The organism is Burkholderia sp. Leaf177 (genome assembly GCF_001424345.1).
Lineage (GTDB): Bacteria > Pseudomonadota > Gammaproteobacteria > Burkholderiales > Burkholderiaceae > Caballeronia.
On sequence record NZ_LMPF01000023.1, the window covers coordinates 15,935 to 29,102 of the forward strand.

The following is a 13,168-nucleotide window of genomic DNA, read 5'->3' on the forward strand; positions in this document are numbered from 1 at the left end:
GGCCGGCTTCAAAGACGCCGACGCGGAAGACAGTTAGTTGCTATTTTCAGCGTTATTTAATGAATCGCCGCGCGATTCCGGCGAGCCAAGGCACTGTCGTCGGCCTGAGAAGACGCGCATCGTAACCGCCCATGCGGCGTTCGTTCTCGGTCAGACACAGCTCGATCAATGCCTTCGCCGATATCCCGCCGCCCACGGAATCCCCCACGTTCGCGGGAAAATTGATGTCCTGCGCGGCGCCGCTGGTATCGAATCCTTTTGCCAGCGATATCCGGTCGCGGATCAGCGTGACCCATACACTCGCGGTCTTCATCAGGAACCACGGCTTTTTGTACCAAGGCAGATTCCACCGATACCACGCGACCCAGTTTGCAAAGAACAGGATATGCCGGGCCTCTTCCTGAATCACCGGCTCGAACGTTTCGACCAGTTCTTCGGGGAAATAGCCTGTCTGCTTCGCGGCTTCGAACAAACCGAACGCAAAGAAACTGTCGATGCATTCGCTGTATCCCGTGAGCATCCAGGCGCGCAACGCGTCGTCGGGCGCGGGATAGGGCGGCTCGGGCGCGAGCTCGATGCCGTAAGCCTGTACGAGCCTCGACAACACGATCTTGTGCCGCGCTTCCTCGCCACCGTTCATGGTGACGGCCTCGCGCAGCAATGGGTCTTCGATGGTGTTGGCATACGTCGATACACGGATCGACGCGCGCCCTTCCGTCTGGACCGCAATGTCCCAAATGGGCAGCGAGGTAATGCGCTTGAGCGCGCTGGCGCTGAGCATCGGCCAGTCGATGACTGCAGGTTTGTAGGGGTTGTGAGTCGTGAGCAGCATTTCGCAAAACATGCGCTTGTGCTGCGGAGAACCAATCTGAATCTTGCCGGTGGACCCATACGACCAATGGCGCATGGCATGGTCGGCTTCGGCAGGCGTGAGCGTGTCGGACATGGCAAACGGAGAGTTAATCGCGTTATGCAGATTTTGGCATAACACGCGTCATCTTGCCGTCACGAACGCCTGCAGGACATGCGTCCGACGCTAACCGTATAGCGTCCTATAGCGACAATATCGCTATGAAAATCATCATCTTGAGATCTGTTCCAGCGCGAGATCCCGCGTCTTCGGACCCATGAATCCGATTGCCAGCATCACGACGATCATTGCCCCGGCGATAAAAACAAACACGCCCGTCGTTCCCGCAGCCTTCAGCACACCGGCGATAAAAAACGACGTGAAAATAGCCGAAAACCGGCTCCACGAGTAGACGAATCCCACTGCGCGCGCCCGGATGCTGGTCGGAAAAAGCTCGCTCTGATATGCATGAAAACTGTACGACATGATGTTGCTTGCAAGCGTCAGACCCACGCCCATCGCGACCAGGAGCGCCGCGCCCGAGACCTGACTGAAGACCAGGCCGCACACCACGATCATGCCGGCCATCGCCACGATCACGCTCTTGCGCTCGAATTTATCCGCGATAAACAAGCCGATGATCGGCCCGACCGGCGCGGCGATCGCAATGATGGTCGAGTACATGAGGCTCGTGGTGATGGTGATGCCCTGGCGGATCAGGAGCGTCGGCACCCAGTTGGCGAAGCCGTAGAAACCGACCGTCTGGAACACGTTGAAAATGATCATCATGGTCGCGCGCTTGCCGTATGGCGCGACCCACATGTCGCTGAACGCGCCGCGCGTGCTGACGGGCTGGGGCGCGGCGGGCGTTGGCAACGGCCGGCCGTACTCCTTTTCGGCCTTGGCTTCGAGCGCGGTCATGATGGCATCGGCTTCCGCCAGACGGCCTTTTTGCGCGAGCCAGCGCGGACTTTCGGGCAACGCGCGGCGGATGAACCACACGAACAGCGCGCCATGTGCGCCGATCAGCACAACCCAGCGCCAGCCATCGAAGCCGAACGGTTTGTTCGGGACCAATGCGTAGGAGAGAAACGCAACCACCGGCACGGCCATGAAACCAATCGCCTGTTCGCACGCGAAGGCGCGTCCGCGAATGTGCTTGGGCACGAGTTCGGAAATGTACGTTCCGATCGTCACCAGCTCAACGCCGATCCCCAATCCCGCCATGAAGCGCCAGAAATTGAGTCCGCCCGCTGTGTCCTGGAGCGCCATGATCACGTTCGCGGCCGTGTACCAGAGCAGCGAATACGTGAAGATCGCGCGCCGTCCGAAACGATCGGCGAGAAAGCCGCACGCAATCGTGCCGATAAAAAGCCCGAGAAACAGCGACGCGATAAAACTCGCCACGCCCGTGAAGCCGAACAACCCGACGGTCGTCGATGTCAGGATGCCGCTCTTCACCAGCCCCGGCGCCACGTAGCCCGAATACAGCAGGTCGTAGAGTTCGAAGAAGAAACCGAGGCTCAGCAATACGACGAGCGTCCACATCGAGCGTGTGGCGGGCAGGCGATCGAGCCGCGCGGAAATCGTCCCCGCCGATAAAACGCCGGTTGCGGTCTTTGGGGCTTCATATTCCTGGCGGGTGCTCATCGATTCCTGTCTCCTTGGCGTGGCCGTTTTGTTTTGGCGCCGGCGCGCATTTTAACGGTCAATGTGCTTATTTGTTGCAAATGTTGAAGATCGTCGGCGCTTTGGCGTCTTGCGTCTTTCGTGCCAAAATTTGAGATAGCCGCCTGCTCCACCCGTCCTGCCATGCTCACCGCTGAAACCGTGCAACACGAACCCTCCCCGAACGCTGCGCACGAACCCGAACGTATCGACATTGCGGTCATCGGCTCGGGCTTTGCCGGCATATGCATGGCAATAAAGCTGAAACAGGCCGGCATGAACGATTTCTTCGTCGCCGAGCAGGCGGCTTCTCTTGGCGGCACGTGGCGTGATAACGATTACCCCGGCTGCGCGTGCGACGTGCAAGCCCACGTCTATTCGTTCTCGTTCGCGCCGCATCCCGGCTGGACGCGGCTGTACGCGCCGCAAGCGGAGATTCGCGCGTACCTGGAGGATTGCGCTGCGCGATTCGGCATCGGCCCGCATTTGCGGTTCAACGAAACGCTGCAACGCGCGACCTTCGACGAATCCACGCAACGCTGGATCCTGCGTTTTTCCACGGGCAGGAAAGTTTCGGCGCGTGTGTTGATCGCGGGGATGGGCGGCTTATCGCGGGCGTCGGTTCCGGTGATTCCGGGCATCGATACATTCGATGGAACGTGTTTTCATTCGCAGCATTGGGACCACGATTTGCCGCTTGCAGGCAAGCGTGTCGCGGTGATCGGCACGGGCGCGAGCGCGATCCAGTTCGTGCCGGAAATCGCCGCGCGCGTGGCGCATCTCGACGTGTTTCAACGCACGCCGCCCTGGATCATGCCGAAGAACGATCGCGCGCTGAGCAAGCGCGAACGATGGCTGCTGAAGCATCTGCCGCTCGCGCAACGACTTCTGCGCGCAGCGCTTTACTGGATGCTCGAAGCGCGGGTGCTGGCTTTTGTCATGCATCCGTCGCTTATGAAGGTGATCCAGAAAGTTGCGCTCAGGCACCTGCACAAACAGGTTGTCGACCCTGAGCTGAGGCTCGCGCTCACGCCGGATTACACCATCGGCTGTAAGCGCATCCTGATCTCCAACGACTATTACCCGGCGGTATCGCGCAGCAATGTGTCCGTGGTGACGCAAGCTATCGTGCGCGTGGAAAACGACGCCGTAATCACCGCCGACAATGCCCGCCACCCAGTGGACTGCATCATATTCGGCACGGGTTTCCAGGTCGCCAAGCCCTTCACGCGCGGGGTGGTTATTGGCCGCGGCGGCGTGCGCATCACCGATACATGGCGCGACGGCGCCCATGCCTATCTCGGCACGACGCTGCCGGATTATCCGAACTTTTTCATGCTCGTCGGTCCAAACTCCGGACTTGCACATAATTCGATGGTTTACATGATCGAATCGCAAGTCGCGTATGTCATGAAAGCGCTCGTTTATATGCGCGAGCACGGCGTTGCGACCATCGATGTAAAACAGGAAGTCGAAGCCCGTTACAACGTGCGCATCCAGCAGAAATTGAACCGCGCGATCTGGGCAAAAGGCGGCTGCAAAAGCTGGTATATCGATCCGGCTTCGGGCAGGAATACCGCTTTGTGGCCGGGTTTTAGCTGGAAGTTTCGTCAAGCGCTGAGCGTGTTCAAACCGGACGATTACGTCATGCAACCGGCAGTTGCGCGTCCGAACGCATAAGCCACTTTTGTAGCGCGCCGAAGCCACGCGTATACTTCGACGCTATCTATTTTTGGGCCTCGCGCTCGCCACGAGCGCGAGGATCCATTCAACAAAACCGCGTCCGTCATGGATGCGCGTATCGAGGAAACCGAGAAATCGCCAGCATGAGAAAGCTCCGTTCGTTCCCCGCTGTTGTCATCGCATTGTTGGCTGCCGCTGCCGTGATTCCTGTCGTTTACGCACAGGAAACCCCGGATCCGTCGAAGGAAGACTACGCGTATCTCACACGCATGCACGTCCCGCAACCCGTGGTCAGCTGCGTTGCCGCCTTCGACAAATGGGTCGCGCTCACACCCAAATACGACACTTTCATCGTGCCGGACCGGCGTGTTCTCAATGCAAAGATCGACGACGAAACAACCATCTTCAGCGCAGGCAACCCGGTTCCCGTGGACGAAGTCATCGTCATGCGCGCCTTTGCGAAAACGCGCGGCCATTCGCAATGGACCCGCCTCGACAGCCGGTGCGGCGTGAAGGACGGCCGCGTGGTCGGCGTGTCGCTGACGCCAAATGTAAAGCCGCAGATCGTTCGGTAACCGTGCGGGCGCACGCGCCCTTTCACATCCTTTCCCAAATATTTCCCAGCACACGTTTCCTTACAAAGGCATACGGCTTGTCATTTATCTAATTGCTAAATTGATTTCACGGATTCACTTGGAGAAACCGATGAAACGATTAGCACTTATTGCCGCGCTCGCAGTCCTCGTCGGCAGCTCACTCGGCGGTTGCATCGTCGTGCCGGATGGTGGCGGATATCACCACCATCGCGACTACTACGGCGGCCGCTACTAAAGCTCACGACCACGCACTAACGGCGATTCATAACTGACAAAACGCGAAGGAAACCATCATGTTGAACTTCAAGAAAGGCTTGTTGCTTGCATCGATTGCGGCGGCTGCCGTGACGAGTCTGGGTGTATCGAACGCAGCGTCCGCCGATGAGCATTTCCGCCCGGGTTACGTGCATGTGGACAGCCGCGGCTGGCACGGCGACCGTTATTACGATGGCCATAGGTACTGGGAACGCCGCGAGTGGGAACGTCGCCACGCGCCGCGCCACTATGCGCCGCCGCACCGCTACTATTGATCGCGCGGGATCGCGTTAAAAAAGCCAGGGGACGTTCCCCTGGCTTTTTGCTTTGCGCGTTTCGAATTCCGGCCTACGCTCCGGCCGAATCACGCCATCTGCGGGTATCGCGTAACGGCGGCGCGCCGAACAACCGGCTGTACTCGCGGCTGAATTGCGACGCGCTTTCATAGCCCACACGATGCGCGGCCGTGGCTGCATCGGTCATGTCGATCAGCATCAGCCGGCGCGCCTCTTGAAGCCGCAACTGCTTCTGGTATTGCAGCGGGCTCATGGCCGTCACCGCCTTGAAGTGATGATGCAGCGACGACACGCTCATATGCACGTCGCGCGCAATGGATTCCACGCGCAACGGCTGGTCGAAGTTCTGGCGCAACATCATGATTGCCTTCGCGATGCGCTGCGTCTGGCTGTCCTGCAGCGCAATCTGGCGCAGACGCGCGCCCGAACCGTTCATCAAAAGCCGGTACAAGATCTCGCGCTTGATCATTGGCGCGAGAATGGGGATGTCCTCGGGCGTGTCCATCAGGCGCAAAAGCCGCAAGACGGCGTCGAGCATGGGCGTGCCGAGACGGTTCACATACAAACCGCGCGATGCATCGGCGTGCGTGGGCGGCGGCAGACTTTCGTCGCGAATCAGCGCGGTGATTTCCTCCACGTCCATGTCAAGACGCAGCCCCAGATACGGCTTGTCTTCCGTGGCGCCGGTCACTTGCCCCATCACCGGCAAATCCACCGACGAAACCAGGTAATGCATCGGGTCGTAGACATACAACTCGTCGCCGACCATGATCCGCTTCGACCCTTGCGCGATCAGGCCGAGCGCCGGCGTTTGCATGCCGTGACTCGGTCCGCCGCAATGCACGATTCTATGCACGTGCAAACCTTTCACCGCGGTCTCGTGCGAGCCTTCGTGGTCGGCAGTGAGCCGCTCGAGCAAGGCGACCAGATCGAGGCGCGCGTGATCCAGACCGGGATCGAGCGGCGTATTGTCGTGACCGTTCACCGGTTCGCGGTATGCGGCCTGATTCATGTGTTCAGCGTGATTCGATGGATCGATGGCGGAATCCGCCGTCTCATTCAGGGCCATGATTCGCATTTAGTGAGTTGGCGTCTGCACGGGGAAAACGGGCAACTACGGCGCCGGGGATGAAGAAGGATAACCGTCAGCCGAACTTCAATGATGCATGAATATGCATCCAATCGCCCGTATTCTCGTGCTTCTTCAGGCTTGCTGGCACGTAAGACGTTTGAAGTGCTGCCGGTGAATTGCACTTAGCTTACTCGCGCGCGGGGGTTTTCGCCCAGAGCCACGCGCGGCGTTTGCAGAATCGGGCAATGATCCGACAGGATCAGGCTAGCCGTCCGGCACGCCACAGGCAGATACTGATTTGTCGCGGCCAGATAAAACCACGCCGAACGGGCGTTCGTCTTTGCTGTTCAAGCCGCGCGCGGCCTGGGCCAGATGCGTTTGCAACCGCATCGCACGCCGGCCGCTCGATCCTAGTACGAATTCCAGTACAAATCCCAAGGAACCCAGCATGCGCAACAAAAAATTCGGCAATACCGGCTTGTTCGTCTCCGAACTTTGCCTTGGCACGATGACCTTTGGCGAAGGCGGCATCTGGACGAACATCGGCGGGCTGCAGCAAGCGGACGCGGACAAGCTCATCGGACGTGCGCTGGATGCCGGCATCAATTTCCTCGATACCGCCGACGTCTACGCCGACGGCACCTCCGAAATCATGACCGGCCAGGCGCTGAAGAACCTGAAAGTGCCGCGCGAGAATGTGGTCGTGGCGACCAAGATTCACGGCGAAACGGGCACGAAGGGCGTCAATTCACGCGGCGCGTCGCGCTTTCATATTATCGATGGCGTGAAGGCGAGCCTGAAGCGCCTGCAACTGGATCACATCGATTTGTATCAGCTGCATGGCTTCGATCCCGCCACGCCCATGGAAGAAGCGCTGCGCGCGCTCGACACCCTGGTTCAGCACGGCCACGTGCGCTACATCGGCGTGTCGAACTGGGCGGCGTGGCAGATTGCGAAGGCGCTGGGCATTTCCGAGCGGCTGGGCCTTGCGCGATTCGAGTCGCTACAGGCTTATTACACGATCGCCGGGCGTGATCTCGAACGCGAGATCGTGCCAATGCTGAAGAGCGAAAACGTCGGTCTGATGGTCTGGAGTCCGCTTGCGGGCGGCCTTCTGAGCGGCAAATACAAACGCGACGGCAGTTCCAGCGAGCAAGGACGCCGCACGAACTTCCAGTTTCCGCCAGTCAATATGGAGCGCGCGCATGATTGCATCGACGCCATGGCGAAAATGGCCGAAGCCAAGGGCGTGACGGTCGCGCAAATCGCGCTCGCGTGGCTTCTGCATCAAAAAGTGGTGACCACGGTGATCGTGGGCGCGAAGCGTATCGAGCAACTCGATGACAACATCGCGGCCACGCAAGTCAAGCTGAACGACGACGAACTCGCGGCACTCGACGAAGTGAGCCAGCTTGCAAGCGAATATCCAGGCTGGATGCTGGCGCGTACGGGCGAGTACCGGGTGAACCAATTGAAGGAATCGAACGGCTGATCTAGCCTTTCAGGTCGAACGGCAAGGTCATGAGCACTGAATCGTGATACTTGCCGTCGACCTTCAGCGCCCGGGGTTCGCGCGCGTATTCCACGAACCCCGCTTTCCGGTAAAGCCGCAGCGCCGCCTCGTTATCGGGCGACACCGTCAACTGGATTTCCTCGACAACGCCGCGAGCGTGGTCCAGCACGGCCTGCACGACTGCCGCTGCCAAGCCCGTTCCACGCGCAACCGGTCGCACGTACATGCCGAACAGCGCGCCTTTGTGCTTCACCTTCGTCCCGTGCGGCACGATCAGGCCAGCGGTGCCGTCCAGGCTTTCGGCATTCGAGTCCTCCTGCTTTAAAAACCCGCCGAATACCGTTGCGTCCGTGAGGCGCTGGCCGAACCACGAAGCGGGTTTATCGACCTCGTCCTCATACGCTGATCCGAAACCATCGGGATGCTGCCGAAGCCCTTCCAGTCTCAGTTCGCGATAAGCAGCGGCATCGGCGGCAGTCAAACGGCGGACGGTGAATGACATGGACGTTCGACTCGAAAAAGTGCGGACTCGTAGTGTCGCACGCGCGCTTCAGATGATCGGCTTGCCGCCCGTCACGGCGATCGTCGCGCCAGAAATGTAGCTCCCGTCATCCGATGCCAGCAGCACATATGCCGCCGCCAGTTCAGCCGGTTGACCGGGCCGTTTCATCGGTACTTGCATGCCGAAATTCTTGACCTTTTCGGGGTCCATGGTCGATGGAATCAGCGGCGTCCAGATCGGCCCAGGCGCCACGCCGTTCGCGCGAATGCCCTTTTCGGCCAGCAACTGCGCGAGTCCGCCCGTGAAATTCTGGATCGCGCCCTTGGTCGTGGCGTAGGCGATCAGGCCAGGATTCGGGCTGTCCGCATTCACAGATGTCGTGTTCACGATCGCGCTGCCCGGCTGCATATGCGGCACGGCGGCCTTGGTAATCCGGAACATTGCGCCGATATTCGTCGAAAAAGTCTTGTCCCATTCTTCGTCGCTGATCTCTTCCAGACTGTCGTAGGTCATCTGGTACGCGGCGTTGTTCACGAGAACATCGACACGACCGAAGGTTTCGACGGTCTTCGCCACGAGCGCGCGGCAATGCGCGGGATCGGTGATATCGCCGGGCAGGAGGAGCGACTTGCGCCCCGCTTCCTCGACCCATCGCGCGGTTTCTTTCGCGTCATCGTCTTCGCTGAGGTATGAGATCGCGACATCCGCGCCCTCGCGGGCAAAAGCGATTGCGACCGCCCGGCCGATGCCGCTGTCCGCGCCCGTTATCAGCGCGATCTTGCCGGTGAGTTTGCCCGAACCCTTGTAGGTCTTTTCGCCGTGATCAGGCTGCGGATCCATCGGGCCGGTTTGGCCCGGCTGCTGACTTTGCGGCTGTTCGGGGAAAGGCGGTTTCGGGTAGGAAATCTGGGCCATGTGCGTGGCTCCTTGTAATGACTGGCTGGGAACTCAATCTCAGCAAGCACCGGACCCAGCAGCGGACATTGAGCTTTATCGATGATCGGAATAGTGCTTATCCACGTTATCGCGTTGCACGATATACAAGGCAAACGCAGACTGTCCCGACAAAATCAAAACTCAGGAGACTTTCATGCGTACACAAGTCGGAATTATTGGCGCTGGCCCAGCCGGCCTGCTGCTTTCCCATCTGCTGCATCTTCGCGGTATTGAATCAGTTGTGCTCGAAGCACGAAACCGCAGCGATATTGAATCCACCATTCGTGCCGGCGTGCTCGAACAAGGCACGATGGATCTGCTCAACGAAGCCGGACTCGGCGCACGAATGCTGGCCGAAGGTGCGGTGCATCACGGCTTCGAACTTGCCTTCGAAGGACAACGCCGGCGCATTGCGCTGACCGAACTCACCGGTCATTCGATCACCGTCTACGCGCAGCACGAAGTCATCAAGGATCTTGTTGCGGCCCGCGTGGCGGCGGACGGTGCGTTGAAATTCGGCGTATCGGATGTTTCGCTGCACGGCTTCGAAGCCGGCGGCGCAAGCCATCCGCGCATCACATATACGCATGAAGGCGACCGGCATCAGCTCGAGTGCGATTTCATCATTGGATGCGACGGATCTCAGGGCGTTGCGCGCGGGTCGATGCCGCAAGCGCAGCGGCACGATTACCAGCGCATCTACCCGTTCGGCTGGTTCGGAATCCTGGTGGAAGCGCCACCTTCATCGGACGAACTTATCTACGCGCGCCACGACCGCGGCTTCGCCCTGATCAGCACGCGCTCGCCCACTGTGCAGCGCATGTATTTCCAGTGCGACCCGAAAGATTCAGCAGATGCATGGTCCGACGACCGCATCTGGTCCGAACTGCACGCCCGCGTTGATACGCACGATGGCTGGCAGATCACCGAAGGCCGGATCTTCCAGAAAAACATTGTCGGCATGCGCAGCTTTGTCTCCACGCCGATGCAATCCGGCAAGCTCTTCCTGGCGGGAGACGCCGCGCATATCGTTCCGCCGACGGGTGCAAAGGGCATGAATCTCGCTGTCTCGGATGTTCGCATTCTGACCGCCGCTTTGCGCGAGTTCTATGAGACAGGCACGAGCGACCAGCTTGATCGATACACCGAAACCGCGCTGAAGCGCGTCTGGCGCGCAGAGCATTTCTCGTGGTGGATGACACGAATGCTGCACAAGCTCGACGATACGTCGCCGTTCGAACAACGCCTGCAAGTGGCCGAGCTCGAACATGTGACAACCTCGCGGGCCGCCGCCACGGCGCTGGCCGAGAATTACGTCGGCAGCGTTGCGGTTTAGGCCCGAGCGAGGATCCTTAAAGAACCGCCACCACGCGAACGTCGCCTTCCACCGACGGCACGACCTGCCCGCCCACGCGCCGGAACGTTATGGATACGGTCTTTTCACCGACCCGCAACTCGCCGATCTCAAGCCAGTCGATACCATCTGGCAGTTGCGGCCGGTCGATGCGCACTTCCCCGCGCTCGGCGTCGATTGCTATTCCAAGGCACGCTTCAAGGATCATGAACGGCGAACCGGCTGCCCACGCTTGCGGCAAACACGCAACCGGATAGCCGATAGGACGCTCGCCGCGCTGTCGCGTGAAGCCGCAGAACAGCTCGGGCAAACGCATATCGAAGGTGACGGCGGATTCGAACAGCGCCTGCAGCAAGCGTACGGCGCCGCCGCGATCGCCGTATCGTGCGAGACCGCGTGCGCACATGGCGGTGTCGTGCGGCCAGACCGAGCCGTTGTGATACGACATCGGATTGAAACGCGGCTGGCCTGCAGCGAGCGTGCGAACGCCCCAGCCCGTGTGGAACAAGGTCGATTCGAGTTGTCGCGCAACTGCCTCGCCACGGCTGCGTTCGACCAGATCGAAGGCCAGCAAGTGTCCCGCGTTGGACGACAACACCTTACACAACTGGCCCTTGCCATCCAGCGCAATGCCGTAGAACTCCGACTCGGGCATCCAGAACATGGTCTCAACACGTTCGCGGATATGCTGTGCGCGTTTATCGAACGACTTTGCGTCTTCCGGCATACCGCGTTGCCGCGCAAAACGCGCCATGGTCGCGAAAGCCGTGGACGCATAACCCTGCACTTCGATCAGCGAGATCGGCCCGACCGGGAAGCTGCCATCGGCGTGAAACACGGAGTCGTGGCTATCTTTCCAGCCTTGGTTGGCCAGCCCGTGTTCGGTTGCTCGCTGGTAGCTCAGCAAGCCATATTCATTCTTGTCGCAATGACCCGCGATCCACTTTGCCGCCAGTTGCAGCGAAGGCCATAACTCGTCGATAAGCGCCGTGTCGCCCGTCCGTTCGGCGTATGCCCCGGCAAGCGCAACAAACAGCGGCGTACTGTCCACGCCGCCGTAGTACATGGCAAACGGCACTTCGCCGGTCGCCGCCATTTCGCTGTTGCGCGTCTCGTGCATGATCTTGCCGACTTCCGCGTCGCGAAACGCCGAATCCTCACGTGCCTGATTCGCCGCGAGAAAACGCAGCACGCCGCGCGCAAGAGACGGATCGAGCCACAACATTTGCAGCGAAGTGATGATCGCGTCGCGGCCGAACGCGGTCGAGAACCATGGAATACCGGCGTACGGATATGGCCCGGTTTCAAGGTCGGTGGTCAACAAGCCCAGGTCGGCAAGCGATCGATCGATCCATTCGCTAAAAAGCGGATTGCTCGAACGCACCCGCGCAACCGAACGGCGCCTGTCGCGCATGCGCCTGTGGGCATCGACCAACGCTTCACGTATTGCCGGGCGACCCGACTCCGGCGCGCATTCCGCACCCTCTTCGGCAATTTTCTTGCTTTCCGCGCTCGCGTCACTCAACGCATGCGTGAGCGCCGTGACCGACAGATAAATCGACATCGCCGTTTCCGGCTGAATGCGCAGCGCATAGTCGGCGCGATTGACCGTCAGCGAATGGGGTGCGGGCGAAAACTGGATGCGCGCGGTCCGCTCGACTTCATCGAGCCCCGTATAGCGCAGCACCACTTCCCCATTTTCGATAACCGGCTCGCGCATTTCCCCGCGTTTTGGCCGCGTTGAACCGCGGACCTCGAACATGTCGTGGAAATCCGCCGCGAAATCGATGGACAACGGCACCGTTGCGGGCTCCGTGCCGTAGTTGGTCAACACGATGGCTTCGTGCAGTACATGCCGCGACAACACGCGCCGGCGTTCGACGTGAAGCACCCCTTCCGGCGTGGTCGCGCCACCGATGGGCGGCAGCGGCCGGTTGGTCATGTGCGCGGTGAAAACGGCGTTGTCGCTGGACACGCTCCCCGAAAGCAGGGACGGCGCGCGGCCGCCGAAAGTCAGGCGAAGTTGCGACAGCACGCGGGTGTCGTTGACGAAAAGGCCGTCGTCGTTGCCACGGATATCGCCGTTCGCGTCGTTGACAACGAACGTGTTGCCCGCCTTGAGCACGAACTGGCGCTCGTTTGCGTAATTCGAGTGTTCTGTCGCGATAAACGCGCCGTCAGTCACCGCAACGGGCGTAGTGGGAGCAACTTCCCGCACACCGACCGTGCTGCGCACGGGGTCGGGAAGATCGTCATGTGCGGGGCTTCGGCCAGCATTAGCAGCCTTTTGGTCATCGAGCGCCTGATTTGCCTGCTGTTGTTCCTTCGTTTCCATTACACCTTCCTGAAAAAGAGTTGCCTGGACACTCGGCCTGCCCCGGCCATATCAGCCACTGTCGGCGATTGTACGGCCGGAGCCTGCGAATCAATTTGCCGGGACCGC

12 protein-coding genes are annotated in these 13,168 nt (G+C 60.2%); 6 read left to right on the forward strand and 6 right to left on the reverse strand.

Annotation, left to right across the window (positions count from 1 at the left end; translation table 11 throughout):
• Positions 1-52: 52 nt before the first annotated feature.
• Positions 53-946 carry a ferritin-like domain-containing protein gene (locus ASG35_RS21110; RefSeq protein ID WP_056362242.1) on the reverse strand — a complete coding sequence of 298 codons (894 nt, stop codon included), beginning with the start codon at positions 944-946 and terminating at the stop codon, positions 53-55.
• A gap of 135 nt (positions 947-1,081) precedes the next feature.
• Positions 1,082-2,500, reverse strand: coding sequence for an MFS transporter (locus tag ASG35_RS21115; protein WP_056362245.1), 1,419 nt, complete (start codon positions 2,498-2,500; stop codon positions 1,082-1,084).
• 162 nt (positions 2,501-2,662) lie between these two features.
• Between ASG35_RS21115 and ASG35_RS21120 the strand changes: the two genes are divergently transcribed.
• From ASG35_RS21120 to ASG35_RS21130, 4 genes are all read left to right on the forward strand, one after another.
• A complete protein-coding gene (locus ASG35_RS21120) occupies positions 2,663-4,198 on the forward strand; it encodes a flavin-containing monooxygenase (RefSeq protein WP_056362249.1) in 1,536 nt (511 codons plus the stop codon).
• Positions 4,199-4,344: 146 nt separating this feature from the next.
• Positions 4,345-4,776 (forward strand): BspC domain-containing protein, encoded by a 432-nt coding sequence (locus ASG35_RS21125; protein WP_056362252.1) that lies wholly within the window; start codon positions 4,345-4,347, stop codon positions 4,774-4,776.
• Between the two features lie 130 nt (positions 4,777-4,906).
• On the forward strand, positions 4,907-5,032 hold the full coding sequence (locus ASG35_RS32470; RefSeq protein WP_156393308.1) for a hypothetical protein: 126 nt from the start codon (positions 4,907-4,909) through the stop codon (positions 5,030-5,032).
• Positions 5,033-5,090: 58 nt separating this feature from the next.
• Entirely contained in the window at positions 5,091-5,327 is a 237-nt protein-coding gene (locus tag ASG35_RS21130; protein ID WP_056362254.1) for a hypothetical protein, read from the forward strand.
• 73 nt (positions 5,328-5,400) lie between these two features.
• Here the strand turns inward: ASG35_RS21130 and ASG35_RS21135 are convergent, their stop codons facing one another.
• Positions 5,401-6,360: an AraC family transcriptional regulator gene (locus ASG35_RS21135; RefSeq protein WP_056363685.1), complete on the reverse strand. Its 960-nt coding sequence runs from the start codon at positions 6,358-6,360 to the stop codon at positions 5,401-5,403.
• Positions 6,361-6,868: 508 nt separating this feature from the next.
• On the opposite strand from ASG35_RS21135, the gene ASG35_RS21145 reads away from it, so the two are divergent.
• Positions 6,869-7,912 carry an aldo/keto reductase gene (locus tag ASG35_RS21145; RefSeq protein WP_056362261.1) on the forward strand — a complete coding sequence of 348 codons (1,044 nt, stop codon included), beginning with the start codon at positions 6,869-6,871 and terminating at the stop codon, positions 7,910-7,912.
• Position 7,913: 1 nt separating this feature from the next.
• Here ASG35_RS21145 and ASG35_RS21150 read toward each other — a convergent pair whose 3' ends face one another.
• Together ASG35_RS21150 and ASG35_RS21155 are read right to left on the reverse strand one after the other, a co-directional pair.
• On the reverse strand, positions 7,914-8,435 hold the full coding sequence (locus ASG35_RS21150) for a GNAT family N-acetyltransferase (protein ID WP_056362264.1): 522 nt from the start codon (positions 8,433-8,435) through the stop codon (positions 7,914-7,916).
• A gap of 48 nt (positions 8,436-8,483) precedes the next feature.
• Positions 8,484-9,350: a glucose 1-dehydrogenase gene (locus ASG35_RS21155; protein WP_056362267.1), complete on the reverse strand. Its 867-nt coding sequence runs from the start codon at positions 9,348-9,350 to the stop codon at positions 8,484-8,486.
• A gap of 175 nt (positions 9,351-9,525) precedes the next feature.
• Here ASG35_RS21155 and ASG35_RS21160 point away from each other — a divergent pair, with 175 nt between their 5' ends.
• Entirely contained in the window at positions 9,526-10,707 is a 1,182-nt protein-coding gene (locus ASG35_RS21160; protein WP_056362270.1) for a 4-hydroxybenzoate 3-monooxygenase, read from the forward strand.
• 16 nt (positions 10,708-10,723) lie between these two features.
• Here the strand turns inward: ASG35_RS21160 and ASG35_RS21165 are convergent, their stop codons facing one another.
• A complete protein-coding gene (locus ASG35_RS21165; RefSeq protein WP_082508536.1) occupies positions 10,724-13,060 on the reverse strand; it encodes an amylo-alpha-1,6-glucosidase in 2,337 nt (778 codons plus the stop codon).
• Positions 13,061-13,168: the final 108 nt, after the last annotated feature.